The sequence below is a fragment of the Paenibacillus sp. CH40 genome, assembly GCF_024213605.1.
Taxonomy (GTDB): Bacteria; Bacillota; Bacilli; order Paenibacillales; family Paenibacillaceae; genus Paenibacillus; species Paenibacillus polymyxa_B.
Genome location: NZ_JANAVQ010000001.1, coordinates 1,062,098 through 1,077,419, shown reverse-complemented (window position 1 = coordinate 1,077,419; position 15,322 = coordinate 1,062,098). Strand labels below are relative to the sequence as shown.

Below are 15,322 nucleotides of genomic sequence, written 5' to 3'. Positions count from 1 at the left end.
ATAAAAAAGGAGGGCCTTTGCCCCCTGCGCAGAATCAGCCGGCGCAAAGAGTAAAGCGGCCCTCTTTTTGGTTACTTCTGTCAGAGCTCGTCGTCAATGAGGTCGGGGTCGAGCTCCTCATAGTCCCCCTCTTCCGCTCCAAAATCAAAGTCTTTTTCAAAATCATCGCTGCTACCATTCGGGAATACTTCTACAACAATCTTCGTTTCCGCCACCAGCTCCACCGCAAATTCCCGCTCGACCCGGATCATTACGCTGCCACCTCCAGAAGACACACTGGCCTCGACGCAACTCGGCTCCTGTGTAGCTTCGGCGGATACTTCCACTGTAGACGCCCGGTGCTTCGGATCAAGATACGAGAGCGGCACATTTTCTACGTACGACACCGTTTCCTTGGCCACATCGGTCTGCGAGTTTTTATCGTATGAGTACCAAATATTGATATCATACGTCCCGACGACCTCAATGCCGTCCCCCGCCGCCACAGCTTCATACTGGTGGTTAATAATCCATGCCCCTAAAATGCTCGTCGGATTATTCGGCGGAGTTACGGTATGGGTTACGGTAGAGAATCTGCGACCTTTACCACAGATCGCTTTGGTAATAATCTCTCTACGATTTTTATGACTTAATGCCATTCTTGAACCTCCTCCATACAATCAATCATTCCATACATATGTATGCAGGTTGTGGGCGAATGTTGAGTGAATAGGCGAAAAGGAAAAAATATTATTTGTATAAGCATATGCCGCGATGGCTTGAACTCATGCACGCCAATGTGTTACATGCTGCTCAACGATCTGTAAAAATTCGCTAAGAGCCGGAGATTTCCACTTTTTCGTGTGATAAGCGACCTGAGTAGCCACCTGCTGTTCACTGTCATCCCAGGCTAAACGCGCCATTTTACCTTCTCGCAGCTCATTTTGTACCGTTACCAGCGGAAGCAGCGCTATACCCAATCCAGCCATGACACACTGCTTGATGGCTTCAATACTCCAAAATTCCAGGCTAGGGTCTGAAAAAATTCCGTGTTTATTCAAATACTGCTCAAAAAGGATACGGTACGTACATCCTGCCTCCGTATGCAAAATGGTTTCGTCCTTCAAGTCGGCAGGCTCTACCCGGCTATAGGTAACCAGCGAATGCTTAAGTGGCGCTACCAAGGCCATCGGCTCGTGAATAAGCGTGGTGACATTCAATTCTCTATCCTCCGTCTCAGGCTGAAGCAAAAAAGCCAAATCCAGCTCACCAGAACGGATCAAATCGCGTAATTCCCAGCATTCGCCGGGTTTAAGGACAATTTTAACCTTCGGATACCGTTCCCTGTATTCACGGATTAGACTCGGTAGACGAAAAGCGGCCAGAGACTCTGGTGCTCCTATTTTCAGCGTGCCCGCCAATTCTGTTTCTGAACGAAGTGCATCCTTAGCCATAGCATGCATCTTGGAAATTTCCTGCGCATAGGGCAGCAGACGTCGTCCGGCATCCGTAAGCATGATTTTTTTGCCAATGCGATCAAAAAGCGGCGTACCCAACTCTGTCTCTAGCGCTTGAATTTGAGCAGTGATACTCGACTGTGCATAATCCAGTATACGCGCTGCTCGCGTAAAACTGCCTGCCTCAACTACATTTAAAAAGGTAAACAAATGCCGCGATTCCATAATCCGCTCCTTCAATCGGTTTTTCCGATGCAAGCAATCGTTATATTCCGTTTTTCCGATAGATTGATTATCTGATAAGCTGGAGAAAATAACAAGAGAAAGAAGGCTTTTCTGCATGACAAATGAAAGTAAACTTCAATCCACCATTGGTCTTCCACAGGCCATTGCTCTCTATATCGGAGCTGTACTGGGTTCGGGGATATTGATTGTGCCTGGTCTTGCAGCCCAAATGGCAGGGCCGGCATCGCTGCTGGCATGGGGTTTTATGACCCTGCTCATCTTGCCAATGGCACTTTCCATGGGTCTTCTATCCGCCAAATTTCCGAATGCGGGAGGGGTATCGCACTTTGTCACGTTGGCCTTTTCACCACGTGCCGGTGCTTATATCGGGTGGTTTTTTCTCATGTCGGTTCCGATTGGGGCACCTGTTGCCGCACTCACCGGAGCCGGCTATATGACCGCAGCCATGGGGTGGGGAGAGGAAAGCCGCATGATGTTAGCCGCTGCTATGCTGGCGGTGGGCCTGATCATTAACTGGATCGGCATGAAGGTCGCGGGACGTATTCAGATCGCAGTCGTCATAGCTATCGTTGCCGTCCTTATATTCGCCATTGCCGCAGCACTTCCTCAGATGAAAACAGTCCACTTCACCCCGTTTGTTCCACATGGCTGGCTCTCCGTCGGTCAAGCGGCCGCGATTCTGTTTTGGTGCTTTATCGGTTGGGAGGCCGTGTCCCATATGTCAGAGGAATTCACAAATCCCCAGCGGGCGGCCGTTAGAGGTGTGACCATTGCAGCCGTCATTGTCGGTTTACTTTATTTCTTAACTGCGCTGGCTACTGTGGGCACACAAAGTTACCTTGCAGGGGATTCGGATGCTTCGCTCGTATGGGTGATTAGTCGAGCTATCGGGCCATGGGGCGCGATAATTGCAGGCTTGACGGGTATCTTTATTTGTACCGCTACTATTATTGCTTATGTTGGTGCCGCTTCACGTGTCGCTTATGCTTTATCCCGGCAAGGACAGGCCTTTCGCTGGATGGGCAGGTTATCCCAACGTTTCCATACCCCTATCGGAGGCATTGCTTTTCTTAGCGTCTGCTTCGTGATCATTATGGTGTTGTACGGTAGTGGCGCTGTTTCACTCACTAACCTGATCCAGTTCCCGAACGCCACCTTTATTCTGACCTATCTCGGAGGTTGTGCAGCAGGAATTAAGCTTCTGCGTGGTAGTCGCTGGGGCGTTTCCATTAGTTGGATATCGTTCATTTCTACGGCGATCGTTTTCCCCTTTGTCGGATGGGCTATGCTGTACCCTTGCCTGATCACCGCTGTCTTATGGATCACAGACCGAATTCGGCACAAACGGACTTTGAATCTTCCGACTTCTACCATTACTGAACAAGAAAAGGCTACTGTCCGTCATGGATAGTAGCCGCTCAAGGCCTTTACTCTAGTTTTTCACTGGAGTAGGGGCCTTGTCCTTTTTCGCAATTTTCAAATACTGATGAAGCTCATGTGTGAGCTGCAATAATGCCGAGCGAATCTCAAATTCCTCCCGGGTTGCGGGAAGCTCCATGGCTTTAAATTCTTCACGAACCTGCTCTAGCAGCTTCTCGGTCTGTCCCGTATAATGTCCAGCCAAAACGTCATTGCTAAGCTGGTCGAACAGCTCGGCCAGAAGCTTGGCCTGCGGCATATGCTGATACATTTGTGCGATCAACTGCATCATGTTTTGGATCGAATCCAGCTGTTCTTTTCGCATATAAAAATACACATTCCAGCCCTCTTGGGGACGAAGCATCTGATTTTCCAAGGAACGCCCCGCCTCAGTAACCCCTTTGGCTATCACGCTGTTCGCTTCAATAACTTCCTTGCCATCCCATATGTATGCTGGACTACGCAGCGTATTGGCCATATTTCTGAATATAACAGAAAATGTCCGATCCACCTCCTGCCGAATTTGCTGCATTGTATTATCAGAACCCGGCATATAGGCTAAATTGACAATCATCGCGGAACCCAGTCCAATCACTAGCAGAGCTAGCTGGGTCAGCAGTACCTCCATATCAATCACGCCGCCGCTGAATACGCGAAAAACAACAACCGAACCGGTGACGATCCCTTCTTTAAACCCCACCCGTACAATGACTGGAAACGCCGTTAAAATATATAATGCCAGTACCCAATCATGGAATCCGAATACCACAAACAAAACACAAGCAAAAAGAAGCCCCACGACGGATGCAAAAAATCTCGCCGAAATGGTACGGAGACTTCTCTTGCGTGTGACATCCACCCCCAAAATCGCTAAAAGCCCTGCTGAGGTGGCTCCATGAATGCCAAAACCCTCCGCAATAAGTACGGCCATTAATGCGGCAATAGCCGTTTTAATCGTACGAAAGCCCATGAAAAAATTCTGTCCTCTCTAGATGAAATCTGTTTCAGTGTTTTGCATAATTCGAATTCATTCGGATCGATGCAAAATGTTCATTTTCATAAATTTTAAGTATTTTCATTTTTCATGGTACTTTATTTTCACGTTTTACACAAATGTTCAGAAATTTTATTATTAGCGATGAGGACGACCCGAAAGCAGACGATGCTCCACATACACGACTGCCTGATACATCAGTGTAGCTACGACAGCAATGATCAACAGACTGGACATAACCAGCGTGAAATTGAACACCTGAAAACCATAGATAATCAAATAGCCTAAGCCGTTTTTAGCCACCAGAAATTCACCAACAATCACACCAACCCATGCCATACCGACATTCACTTTCAGCGTAGAGACGATTGCAGGAAAGGATGCAGGTAAAATCACCTTTTGAAACGTATCACGGCGTGATCCGCCAAACGTGCGAACCACTTTGATTAGATTCGAATCGACTTCCTGAAAGCTGTTGTATACGACTAGTGTCGTAATGATGACCGTAATGGAGAGGGTTGTCATTAGGATAGCAGTAAATCCCGCCCCAAACATGACGATAAAAATTGGACCTAGCGCCACCTTAGGCATACTGTTGAACACGACCATATAGGGATCAAGCACCCTCGACAAAAACGGTGACCACCAAATAAGTACAGCCAGCAACGTACCTAACAGTGTACCGAGTAAAAAACCCGCCATCGTCTCTCCCACGGTGACACCTACATGTCCCCATAATTCACCACTGACCGCATCCTTGCCGATCTGGGTAAAAATTTTGCTCGGATAGCTGAACAGTAGTACATCAATCCACTTCAAACGGCCTGCAAATTCCCATAGCACAAACAAAAGCAGTAAAATAGCTGTCTGCACACCTGTCACTAACCATCGTTGCGAACGCCTGCTGCGTAAATACGCCTGATGTAGTCCTTGAATCCAACGTTGCTCAAGCTGATCCGCTTCGTCCTTCATACGTTAACTCACTCCTTTGCTCCCGAAGCCTCCAGTTCACCCCATATTTCATGAAAAAGCTCATTAAAACCCGGCTGCTCGCGTGCATAAAAAGGCTGAGCCCCTCGGATGCAATCCGGAACCTCGAAGGTACGTCGGATATGACCCGGATTTCGACCCATCACTATAATCCGGTCACTGACCGCAATGGCCTCGGCCAAATCATGTGTGACTAAAATAGCCGTCTTCCTCCGCTCGCGCAAGGTTTCCGCAATCAGATCTTCCAGCTGTAGCTTGGTTTGATAATCCAGCGCGGAGAACGGTTCATCCAGCAGCAGCAGTCCCGGATTGGTCGCCAGCGTCCGTACCAGCGCCACGCGCTGGCGCATTCCCCCAGACAACTGGGATGGATGCAGATGCTCCTTCCCTTCCAGACCCATGCCTTCCAGTAACAGCCGTGTCCGCTCACGCGCAGCTTCATCTACTCTGTTGCCTAGTTCCAGACCCAACAATGCGTTATCCATTATCGTCCGCCACGGGAACAGATAATCCTGCTGCAACATGTAACCGACCTCTGGACTCGGACCACTTACCGGCTGACCTTGCAACATAACTTGGCCTGCCGCTGGACGCAGTAGCCCCGCGATCATGGACAGGATCGTCGTTTTGCCGCAGCCGCTTGGACCAACCAAGCTGACAAACTCCCCTGTCTCTACGGAAAAATCAATATTCTCAACCGCCAGCGAAGCTTCACGATCCGTTACATAGACATGCGTCACTTGCTCCAGTCTCACCATCGGGATGGTCGCGTCCAAAGTTAGGCCACTCCGTTCCTCCATCATGACGAACCTCCGGCACCGACGCCTGCATGCGTAGATTCAGTTGTGCTCTTTTTCACAGGCGGTTCAGTATTCCCGGTAGAGCTTGACGAAATCGCTCGTTGTGCAAAGCTTGGGTTCACTAGCTTATCTAGTGCAACCGGACTTTTAAGCTCCCCTGCCGAGGTCATGACATCCTGTAAGTTCTTCCATTCCTTTTCTTCAATCATCGGGTTCAAAGCATAGGTACTCTGTTCCTTATATCGCTTGATACTACTCGTTAAAACAGCTAAATCTGTATCTTTAAAATAGGGCGTGATTGCTTCGGCAATCTGTTCAGGTGAATGCGTAGCAATCCACTGTTGTGCCCGATATACAGCATTTGTAAATTTCTGTGCAGCCTCGCTATTTGTGTTCAGGTAGCTTTGCTTAGCCATATATACCGTATACGGCAACTCGCCGCTCTCCACACCGATAGAGGCAACAACCCGCCCACGACCTTCCTTTTCAAAAATAGATGCCTGCGGCTCAAACAGCTGCACATAATCCCCTGTACCGGAGCCGAAAGCAGAGGCAACATTAGCAAAATCAATATTTTGAATCAGCTTCAGATCCTTGTGAGGATCAATGCCGTGTTTGCGAAGCGTAAATTCAAGTGACATTTGCGGCATTCCGCCCTTGCGTTGCCCTAAAAAATTTTGCCCTTTCAGCTTTTCCCATTCAAAGCTATCCTGCGTTTGACGGGCAAACAAAAAGGTTCCATCCGTCTGTGTCAGTTGGGCAAAATTAATGATAGGGTCCTCTGCTCCTTGCTGATACACATAAATAGATGTTTCCGCGCCGATGAGCGCGATATCCGCCTGATTGGACAACAACGCCGTCATTGCCTTGTCACCCCCGGGAATCGTTGCCAGCTGGACATCCAGTCCCTCCTGAGCAAACATACCCTGGCTCAAGGCTACATACTGCGGCGCATAAAAGACCGTACGGGCTACCTCGCCTAATCTGATCTCAATCGTCTGCTCCCCTCCTTTGGGGGTGCACCCACTGAGCAACAGTAATCCGAGTAGTGCCGCAGCCACCACAGCTTTGAAACGAGCGCCGTTTTTCATCCTTATTCCCTCCCCACCTTTTTACTTCGGTTGACTTCATATATTGTTATGCCGTTGTCGATATATTGGTTAATTGCAAAAAAAAACCCCACGTTCGCCCGGGAACGCGGGGTAGATGCTATATGATTTACAGCTTGTATATGGAGGTATATTTCTCTTCCAGATAGTCGGCGAGATAATCCGGGTTCAGCTCCTCACCTGTAATGGCTACAATCAACTCGGACGGCGTCCGACTCTTGCCGTAACGGTAAATACGTTCGGTCAGCCATTGCTTGATCGGCTCAAGCTCTCCAGCAGCAATTAATTCATCCAGATTTGGCAACTCTTTGCGTAATGTCGCCAAAATTTGCGCTGCATACATATTGCCAAGCGAGTAGGAAGCAAAATAACCAAAATCACCGCCGGACCAGTGAACGTCTTGAAGTACGCCCAGTCCGTCATTCGGTGGAACAAGTCCCAAGTATTCCTTGTATTTCGCATTCCACACCTCGGGGAGACGCTTCACATCCAGCTTTTCATTAAACAGCATTTTTTCAATTTCATAACGGATAATGATATGTAAATTATATGTTAGCTCATCCGCTTCAATACGAATCAGTGAATTTTCCACACGGTTGACTGCCCGGTAGAATTGCTCTGCCGTAACCTTTGCCAAACGATCAGGAAAATGCTTTTGCAAATCATCGTAATACCGATCCCAGAAAGCACGACTGCGTCCGATTTTATTCTCCCACAAGCGGGACTGGGATTCATGAATCCCCATAGAGGTTCCTCCAGACAGTAGTGATCCTGCCAGCTCTGGAGCAATATTTTGTTCGTACAGCGCATGACCTCCTTCATGCAACGAACTGAAAATAGCACTGGTTACATCATCTTGCAGATAATGAGTTGTTATACGCACATCACCTGGATTTAATCCTGTTGCGAAAGGATGTACACTCTCATCCAAACGACCTGCGTCAAAGTCATACCCCATCTGTCCTAAAATGAATAGGCTGAACTTCTCCTGCTGCTTCACATCAAACACACCATCTAAAAAGCTCTTATCCGGCTGGTTCGATGAAGCCTGAATTTTAGACAATAGGGGCACAAGGCGCTTTTTGAGACGATCAAACACAGCATCCAGCTTTTCAACCGTCATCCCCGGCTCATATTGATCCAAAAGCGTGTCATACTCTGTATCCTTAACACCCCAGTAGCCGATAAACTCACGCTTCATGTCTACGATTTTAGACAAGTACGGTTCAAATCCGGCAAAATCGCTATGTTCCTTTGCGTCCTCCCACTTGCTCTCTGCCTGTGCTGCAAGAATGCTATAATCCCGGTATCGGTCTGCCGGAACCGAACGATTCAGTTCATAATTTTTACGGCATTCCTCCACCAATCTGCGATCATTGTCCTCCAGTTGCTTCAGCTTGTCTTCTACAGCAAAAAATTGCAGCAATTGTCCCATTTCATCCGAGATCATCAGCTTGAACATTTCAGTGGACAGCATACCCAACGTCTCCGACCGAATATCAACGCCCTTGCGCGGAGCGCCAGTCCGTAAATCCCAGTGCAGCAGACCTACTGCTTCGCCATAACTACTAATTTTGTGTGCAAGCTCCTTTAAAGCCGTCAATTGATCCAACGTCTGTTGCGTCATATTTGAGGTCACCTCTTTAACTTAAAATGGTTAAAACTTTACAATACCTATACTTGATGATACTTATATTAAAAAGTATAATCAACACACAACATGTACGACCAGCTCCTAAGACCTAAAACAAACGTTGGACTGTACATATCAAACTTTATTAGAATCTGGAGGGAACAATCGTGGATCACATCAAAGAAATTTTAGAGTACAATCGTGTTTTCGTAGAAAACAAAGAATACGAGGCCTATAGAACGGGCAAGTTCCCCAATAAAAAAATGGTCATTATCACCTGTATGGATACACGGCTAACGGAATTACTCCCAAAAGCTATGAACCTGCGCAACGGTGATGTGAAAATCATCAAAAATGCGGGTGCGATTATTTCACAGCCCTTTGGAAGCGTAATGCGCAGTGTGCTAGTCGCCCTGTATGAGCTGGGAGCAGACGAAGTCGTCGTCGTGGGCCATTATGAATGCGGTATGGCTGCATTAAATGCAGACCACATGGTCAATGAAATGCTCGATCGCGGAATTTCTCAGGAAGTGCTGAACACATTAGAAAATTCAGGCATTAAGCTAAATAAATGGTTAAAAGGATTTGACAACATTGAAGAAGGGGTAAGAACTACCGTGAAGCTTATTAAGAATCACCCGCTTCTCCCCCCTAATGCCCCCGTTCACGGCATGGTTATTCATCCAGATACAGGAGCGTTAACGCTTGTCGTTGACGGGAATGAACAGTAAACAGGATACGCTTCGGCAGAAAGTTACCAGGGTAGTTTAAGCTCGTACATACGAGCCTAAACTACCCTTTTTTATGAAAAAAAGCGCATATACGTGGAGAATGACAGGAGCCAATTTTGGCTAACCTGTGAACGACCTGTCTGAAAGTTGTCAAACCATACAGTTTCAGTGTACACTTTTCATGAAGCTGCAGAATACCTGCCGCAGTGCTGTTACAACCGTTACTATGATGGATGAAGGAGATAAGATCTATGAATTTACTATCGTATGGTCTGTTGGGGCTTCTCGCAAGAGAGGAATCCTCCGGCTATGATCTGATGTTGCGTATTCAGCCTTTTTGGCAGGCTAAGCACAGTCAGATCTATCCGCTACTGGCCCGTATGGAGAGCAAGGAACTGCTAGCCTCTCGTTGGATTCAGCAGTCCGACAAGCCTGATAAGAAAATGTATACCATTACCGACAAGGGAATCCATATGCTTCAGCAATGGTCCCAGGAAGCGTTAGCTGCTCCGGTTACACGGGATGAATTAAGTCTTCGACTGTTCTGTCTTTGGTTGACGGACAAAAGTAGTGCCAATCGTATGCTGGAAGAACGCAAACGTCATTTTATTCAGAAAATCCAGCATCTTGAGGATATTCTGAACGACATTCCCGCAGAGAATTTACATTTTGGCAGTAAGAACTTTGGTGACTATATTTTAGTACAAAAAGGACTTTTGAATGCTAAAGCAGGTCTGGAATGGTGCCAAATGGTTCTGCGCATGCTGCTTGCCGGTGATGTCAGTACGGATTCTAATCCGTTTTTACTTAAGCCGCAAAGCTGAATGCTTTTACCAATCCATGCATAGGATTTATGGGACGTTATTATTTAATTTTTAAAAATTAAAATTCTTTGAAACCCTTTTCCATGCCATTCGTATTACTGGTTAGCGGTTGTTTGACCTATAAAAAAATTTACTAAGGGGGATATATTTACATGAAAAAAACATTTACTTTGAAAAATATGATGATGCTGATGATGGCTTTTACCCTACTCATTGCTATGATCGCACCATCTACAGCTGATGCAAGGCGAGGCGGCGGGTTTAAATCCGGGCCTAAATCATACCAATCTACACCAAGCAAGGCGAATGACAGCAGTGGCATCAATAAGTCAGATAGCGGAACCAAGTCAGGGGCAACTGCCGGTAATACAAGCAGAACTGGTGGATTCCTTGGCGGTGGCGGCGGATTCCTGAAAGGTATGATGCTGGGCGGTTTGGCAGGTATGCTCTTCGGCGGATTGTTCGGCAACATGGGCGCATTGGGAAGCTTGCTTGGTCTGGCCGTTAACGTTCTCGCCATTTACGTCCTGATCATGGCCGGAGTAGGTATCTACCGTGCTATTAAAAATCGTCGCAGACCAGATGATTCCCGCAGAGGACGTTACTAAGCTATGATTTTGAGTATGGATGAGATTGTCAACGCTATTTGCTTGCATATGGCTGAACGCAAAGGTGTCCAGCCCACTGATGTAACAGTAGAATTAAGCTGGGAAGAGGATACAGGATATTCAGCAGAAGTCCATGTACAGGGCCGCAGTCAGTATCTGGTGGAAGCCAACATGATTGAGGCCATCCTGAGATACCTGCATTCCGAGTACAATATCCGTGCCTATCGCGAGCAGGTCAGACTGGATCTGGACGAAGAAATTACAGCCATTGTCCAGAACTAACTCTGCATTTCGCATAGATTAGTCGTGCTAAGCACGCTATACAACATCAGAACCGACCTTTGCTTGATGCAAGGGTCGGTTCTTTTTTGACACTGTTTTTTGTTATAGCTTCTTCGAAATGTGGAAATATAGTGTGAAGTACGTAGCTCCAGTAAAGGCCCAGCCACATCCTTATTTATTGATCAGGCACTTAATGCGGTTGACACTTTAATTTAATTATTATATATTTCATTCAACGGACGGTTAATGAATATGAAAGAAGATGATGTATGTAGTGCATACTCCAAAAAACTCTCGACAGATCCAAGCTGCAGAAACACGTCGAAAAATTCTGCAACAAGCTAAAATACTGTTTTTTAGGGAAGGCTATCATAAAACTACAGTAAGAAGCATTCATAGAGCATTAAATATGGCAGATGGCATTTTGTATCATTATTTTCCTGGTGGGAAAAGAGAATTGCTGACTGTTCTTATTCAAGAAGGATTCGAAGAACAACTAGGAAAACTTAATTCATCTAATTCAGATTTAGAATCCCTTCCATTAAAGGAAGCATTGAAAAAGATATATGAATTGGGAAATGAATTGTTTACGGGGGACATAGAACTCATGCGTATTTTGTTCAGAGAAAGTGATGTGATGGAGCTTTCTGAAACCATTCACCTTTCAAATTTACTTCATGAGCGGCTCCAATGGTTCGCAGGTTTTTTGCAGAGAAGATATGAAAAAGGCGAAGTACGTAAAATGAACTTTGAAATCGCAGCTAGACAGTTCATGTCTATGAGTATACAGGATATTGTAAGCAAATTGATCAATATTGAATTATTAAGCGACCTTTCCAGAGATATTACCAGGGAACAAATTATTGATCATATGCTCGATTTATGGAACCCCTTGACATCATAATCGTGTCAAGGGGTTTAATAGGAAATTAAATTCAACAACCGGTTAATGAAATTCAAATTCCTGACGAAAGCTGAGGTTATTATAATGTCTGAAACGATTAAAATTCATGTACTGCACTGCGGCCAAGTTCAAACTGACATGGCTCTGCCATTTAACCAAAACACACTCAACCCTATTGCTTTTACAGGGATTTTCAGGTCAAAAAAATATCAGAATAAGCTGCCTGTTTCCGCTTATTTAATCGAACATCCTAAGGGCCTCATATTAATTGATACCGGTTGGCACACCGATGTACGTAAAGATCAGCGTAAATACATGGGTAGAATTCATTACCAAATTAATAAAGCTATTCTTCCAGAAGGTCAGGCAATTGATGAACAACTTCAGAATTTGGGTGTGAAAATAAAGAATTTAGATTATGTCATTTTAAGCCATCTCGATATTGATCATGCGAGCGGTATTAAACTGGTAAGCAAAGCTAAGAATATTTTGACTAGTGACATTGAATGGGAAGCCGCGCCCAAAAGCAAACATCGCTACTTACAACATATGTGGGAAGGAGTCCCGATCAGGACCTTCTCTTTTAAACCATCAGAATATGGTCCACAACATCAGTCATTTGACTTATTTGGTGATGAATCTTTAATTTTTGTGCACACTCCTGGTCATTCCCATGGTTTGTCAGCTACTATTGTAAAAAATAACGGGAAATTTGTTCTCTTAACTAGCGATACAGGATATGCAAAAAAGTCTTGGGAGGAAATGATTCTTCAGGGTGTACTTGTTAATAAACAACAGGCCATTGAATCGTTGAAGTGGGTCAAACATATGAGTAATGAACCTAACTGTATAGAAGTGATCGCTAATCATGACCCAGACATTAAGCCGCATACGATTGTGTTATGATGAGTCATATCTTTGGGGGGCGTTAAGCAAAAGCCCATCCCGATGCCAATTGGAAATAAATCAACTTCCAAGCAATCGGTGATGGGCTCATTTGCATTAGTCAAATCGGTATACCACACTACAGTATTTTAGCTACCATTAGAAGTTTGAATTCATCTACCTTTGCGGCACCCTTTCGAGTAAGCCACTACCGTACATTTCCCGAAACGGCTGCTCCTCCATATGAATATAGCCGATATAGCAGCCGCATTCTTTCATACGGCACGGACGTTTGCCACTCAGACCCTCAAGACCATCCCTGTATAAGTATCCTAGCACCCTTCGATCCTGATAGCAGTGTTTTACTCTTCCGTCACCCTGGACATAAAATACATCTTCACCAGCGCGACATGCCCGCCCCTGACTGCTATAATCCTTTAAATTCCATTGAAAATAGGGGTCTATCGCAGTTAATTCAGTAACCTCAGCATCTGTATAATAATGTGGACGATCCTTGTAGGCGTTGATCCACAAATAAACATCCCTTGGAAGTTGCGATCGCAAGGAACGAATAGCCGGAAATGCCTGTCTTAACCCGACGGTACCGACACTATAGGAAATGCCAAGTTCATATAGCTTCATAGCCTGCGATATAAAAACTTGCTCTTTCGTCTCTCCAGGGTGATATGTAGCCCACAGCGCAGCAGTCTCCGGGTTCAGTTCTTGCGTCCAATCCAGCTTAGTCGATAGATTCGTCTGTACCGCCACTTTTTCCACATGCGCCATGTGGGAAAACTCAATCATGGTCTTGCGATACCAGGAATGAATCAAGGCTTCTCCATACGGATTAAAAAAAATAGAGAGACGATGCCCCAGAGCGCCCTGTTCTCGTACCCAATCGGCAAAACGTTCCAACTGGGCCCGATCCTTGTTCAACGTTTCCCGACTATCAACGTTTTTACTGAACGGACAGTATGGGCAGGCATAGTTGCACGAGGTCAACGAACCACGATAATATAAGGTCGCTCTCATGCGCCTACATATCCTTCCATGCGCTCACGTACTGACGTGGAGATCATCCAGTCCCCAATCGCATCGGAATAGGCCATTCCTTGCTCTGTAAGTCGCAGCCTACCCTCCACGACGACAGCCATACCGGATTCCAGCAGCAATGACATTCCCGTAAAATCGTCCGATAGGGATACACCGAAGCGCTCTGCATAGGCCGATAGCTCCAAACCTTCCCGATGAAGAAGCGCCTTTAAGATAAAGCGTCGCTTACTCTCATCCACATTTAAAATAAAGCCGTAGTCAGCCAGATCATGACGTTCCGCAGCAACATAATCTGCGATAATACTACGCGTAGCTGCTGCACTAACACCGTACCGGCTGGCATAGTGAACATTACGTGTATAGGATCGCGCACCACACCCCAGACCAGCCATACCTTCCTCCTGACAACTGTAGGGCAAAAGCTCTTTGCTGGATAAACCATCATTTTTTGCAAAACGGCGCATGGAATATTGTACATATCCTGCCTGTTTGAGCCGTTCGCGCGCCACTTCATATAAGCTAAGACGAATATCATGATCCAGCCCGGTATAGCCTGGCTTTAAAATCGTATTTTCTCGAATATATAGCGGATAAAGAAAAATCTCTCCTGGCGAGTAAGACAGTGCTTCCTCTAAAGAATACAGCCAGGTTTCCACCGTTTGACCAGGCAGGCCATAGATCAGATCCACGTTCAGCAAAGGAAAGTTGTATTCCACCAGCCGCTCAAGTGCTTCTCTAACAAGTTTGGGCTTCTGAGGTCGGTAAATGGCGGCACTTTCTGATTCCACAAAGCTCTGAATTCCCATGCTGACACGATCTGTCCCGCGGCGCTTGAGCACCTCCAACCTATCCTCAGTCACAGTATCGGGAGAGGTTTCCACCGAAATAGAAGCTCGTTTAGGGTCCAGTCCCATTATATTTTCCGCTATGTCAAACAAACGCTCCACCAAAGGAGCCTCCAGTAAGGTTGGTGTACCGCCGCCGATCGCAAAACGCGAAAAAGGCCGACGGCCCATAATGGGTGCCCATTGCTTGGCTTGTCTTTCTAGCGCATCCACATACTCCTTATGTACATCCAGACGCTTGTCCGGCAAAGTGAAGAGGTTACAAAATCCACAGCGAGCCGCGCAAAACGGAATATGCATATACAAAAAATAGCTTTCTAACTCCTCCTTCTCCCACAGCTCCTGCAATGAGAGCGGTGTATCAAACGAACGATAGGCCGTTTTATGCGGGTAAGAGTACAGATAGGAGCGATAGGGAGCTTCACGGATCGTGCGTGCCCATTCAGCAGGAGTTTCAGGCCACTGAAACCTAGACGGTGCTAAGTTTGTGTCTATCGCCGGGGCTACCGCACCCGTTGGATGTGAGTGATTCAGATTCATGGCTTTCATTTCTGCTCCTTCCT

16 protein-coding genes are annotated in these 15,322 nt (G+C 46.2%); 7 read left to right on the top strand and 9 right to left on the bottom strand.

What is annotated here, in order from left to right; all coding sequences use genetic code 11:
• Positions 1–80: 80 nt before the first annotated feature.
• Entirely contained in the window at positions 81–638 is a 558-nt protein-coding gene (locus tag NLX73_RS04695; RefSeq protein WP_061831597.1) for an outer spore coat protein CotE, read from the bottom strand.
• Between the two features lie 126 nt (positions 639–764).
• Positions 765–1,661 (bottom strand): LysR family transcriptional regulator, encoded by an 897-nt coding sequence (locus tag NLX73_RS04690; protein ID WP_254325465.1) that lies wholly within the window; start codon positions 1,659–1,661, stop codon positions 765–767.
• 115 nt (positions 1,662–1,776) lie between these two features.
• Here NLX73_RS04690 and NLX73_RS04685 point away from each other — a divergent pair, with 115 nt between their 5' ends.
• Positions 1,777–3,093: an amino acid permease gene (locus tag NLX73_RS04685; RefSeq protein ID WP_254325464.1), complete on the top strand. Its 1,317-nt coding sequence runs from the start codon at positions 1,777–1,779 to the stop codon at positions 3,091–3,093.
• A 21-nt stretch (positions 3,094–3,114) separates the two neighbouring features.
• On the opposite strand, the gene NLX73_RS04680 is transcribed toward NLX73_RS04685, so the two are convergent.
• The 5 genes from NLX73_RS04680 to NLX73_RS04660 form a co-directional block, all read right to left on the bottom strand.
• A complete protein-coding gene (locus NLX73_RS04680; RefSeq protein WP_023989050.1) occupies positions 3,115–4,071 on the bottom strand; it encodes an aromatic acid exporter family protein in 957 nt (318 codons plus the stop codon).
• Between the two features lie 162 nt (positions 4,072–4,233).
• Entirely contained in the window at positions 4,234–5,067 is an 834-nt protein-coding gene (locus NLX73_RS04675; protein ID WP_254325463.1) for an ABC transporter permease, read from the bottom strand.
• An 8-nt stretch (positions 5,068–5,075) separates the two neighbouring features.
• Positions 5,076–5,888: an ABC transporter ATP-binding protein gene (locus NLX73_RS04670; RefSeq protein WP_254325462.1), complete on the bottom strand. Its 813-nt coding sequence runs from the start codon at positions 5,886–5,888 to the stop codon at positions 5,076–5,078.
• Entirely contained in the window at positions 5,885–6,976 is a 1,092-nt protein-coding gene (locus NLX73_RS04665; protein WP_254325461.1) for an ABC transporter substrate-binding protein, read from the bottom strand. The genes NLX73_RS04670 and NLX73_RS04665 overlap by 4 nt, the downstream gene beginning before the upstream one ends.
• Before the next feature lie 127 nt (positions 6,977–7,103).
• Positions 7,104–8,621 (bottom strand): carboxypeptidase M32, encoded by a 1,518-nt coding sequence (locus NLX73_RS04660; RefSeq protein WP_254325460.1) that lies wholly within the window; start codon positions 8,619–8,621, stop codon positions 7,104–7,106.
• Between the two features lie 173 nt (positions 8,622–8,794).
• Between NLX73_RS04660 and NLX73_RS04655 the strand changes: the two genes are divergently transcribed.
• From NLX73_RS04655 to NLX73_RS04630, 6 genes are all read left to right on the top strand, one after another.
• Complete coding sequence (locus tag NLX73_RS04655; protein ID WP_061831592.1) at positions 8,795–9,358, top strand: beta-class carbonic anhydrase; 564 nt, start codon at positions 8,795–8,797, stop codon at positions 9,356–9,358.
• 251 nt (positions 9,359–9,609) lie between these two features.
• The gene (locus NLX73_RS04650) at positions 9,610–10,182 is read left to right on the top strand and encodes a PadR family transcriptional regulator (RefSeq protein ID WP_254325459.1); all 573 of its coding nucleotides are present in this window, start codon (positions 9,610–9,612) and stop codon (positions 10,180–10,182) included.
• A gap of 152 nt (positions 10,183–10,334) precedes the next feature.
• Positions 10,335–10,790: a hypothetical protein gene (locus NLX73_RS04645; protein WP_254325458.1), complete on the top strand. Its 456-nt coding sequence runs from the start codon at positions 10,335–10,337 to the stop codon at positions 10,788–10,790.
• A 3-nt stretch (positions 10,791–10,793) separates the two neighbouring features.
• Positions 10,794–11,072: a YxcD family protein gene (locus NLX73_RS04640; RefSeq protein WP_044647775.1), complete on the top strand. Its 279-nt coding sequence runs from the start codon at positions 10,794–10,796 to the stop codon at positions 11,070–11,072.
• 262 nt (positions 11,073–11,334) lie between these two features.
• Positions 11,335–11,976 (top strand): TetR/AcrR family transcriptional regulator, encoded by a 642-nt coding sequence (locus NLX73_RS04635; protein WP_143758223.1) that lies wholly within the window; start codon positions 11,335–11,337, stop codon positions 11,974–11,976.
• A gap of 84 nt (positions 11,977–12,060) precedes the next feature.
• The gene (locus NLX73_RS04630) at positions 12,061–12,882 is read left to right on the top strand and encodes an N-acyl homoserine lactonase family protein (RefSeq protein WP_254325457.1); all 822 of its coding nucleotides are present in this window, start codon (positions 12,061–12,063) and stop codon (positions 12,880–12,882) included.
• Between the two features lie 156 nt (positions 12,883–13,038).
• Here the strand turns inward: NLX73_RS04630 and NLX73_RS04625 are convergent, their stop codons facing one another.
• Both NLX73_RS04625 and NLX73_RS04620 read right to left on the bottom strand, forming a co-directional pair.
• Complete coding sequence (locus NLX73_RS04625) at positions 13,039–13,893, bottom strand: STM4011 family radical SAM protein (RefSeq protein ID WP_254325456.1); 855 nt, start codon at positions 13,891–13,893, stop codon at positions 13,039–13,041.
• Complete coding sequence (locus NLX73_RS04620) at positions 13,890–15,308, bottom strand: STM4012 family radical SAM protein (protein ID WP_254325455.1); 1,419 nt, start codon at positions 15,306–15,308, stop codon at positions 13,890–13,892. The genes NLX73_RS04625 and NLX73_RS04620 overlap by 4 nt, the downstream gene beginning before the upstream one ends.
• Positions 15,309–15,322: the final 14 nt, after the last annotated feature.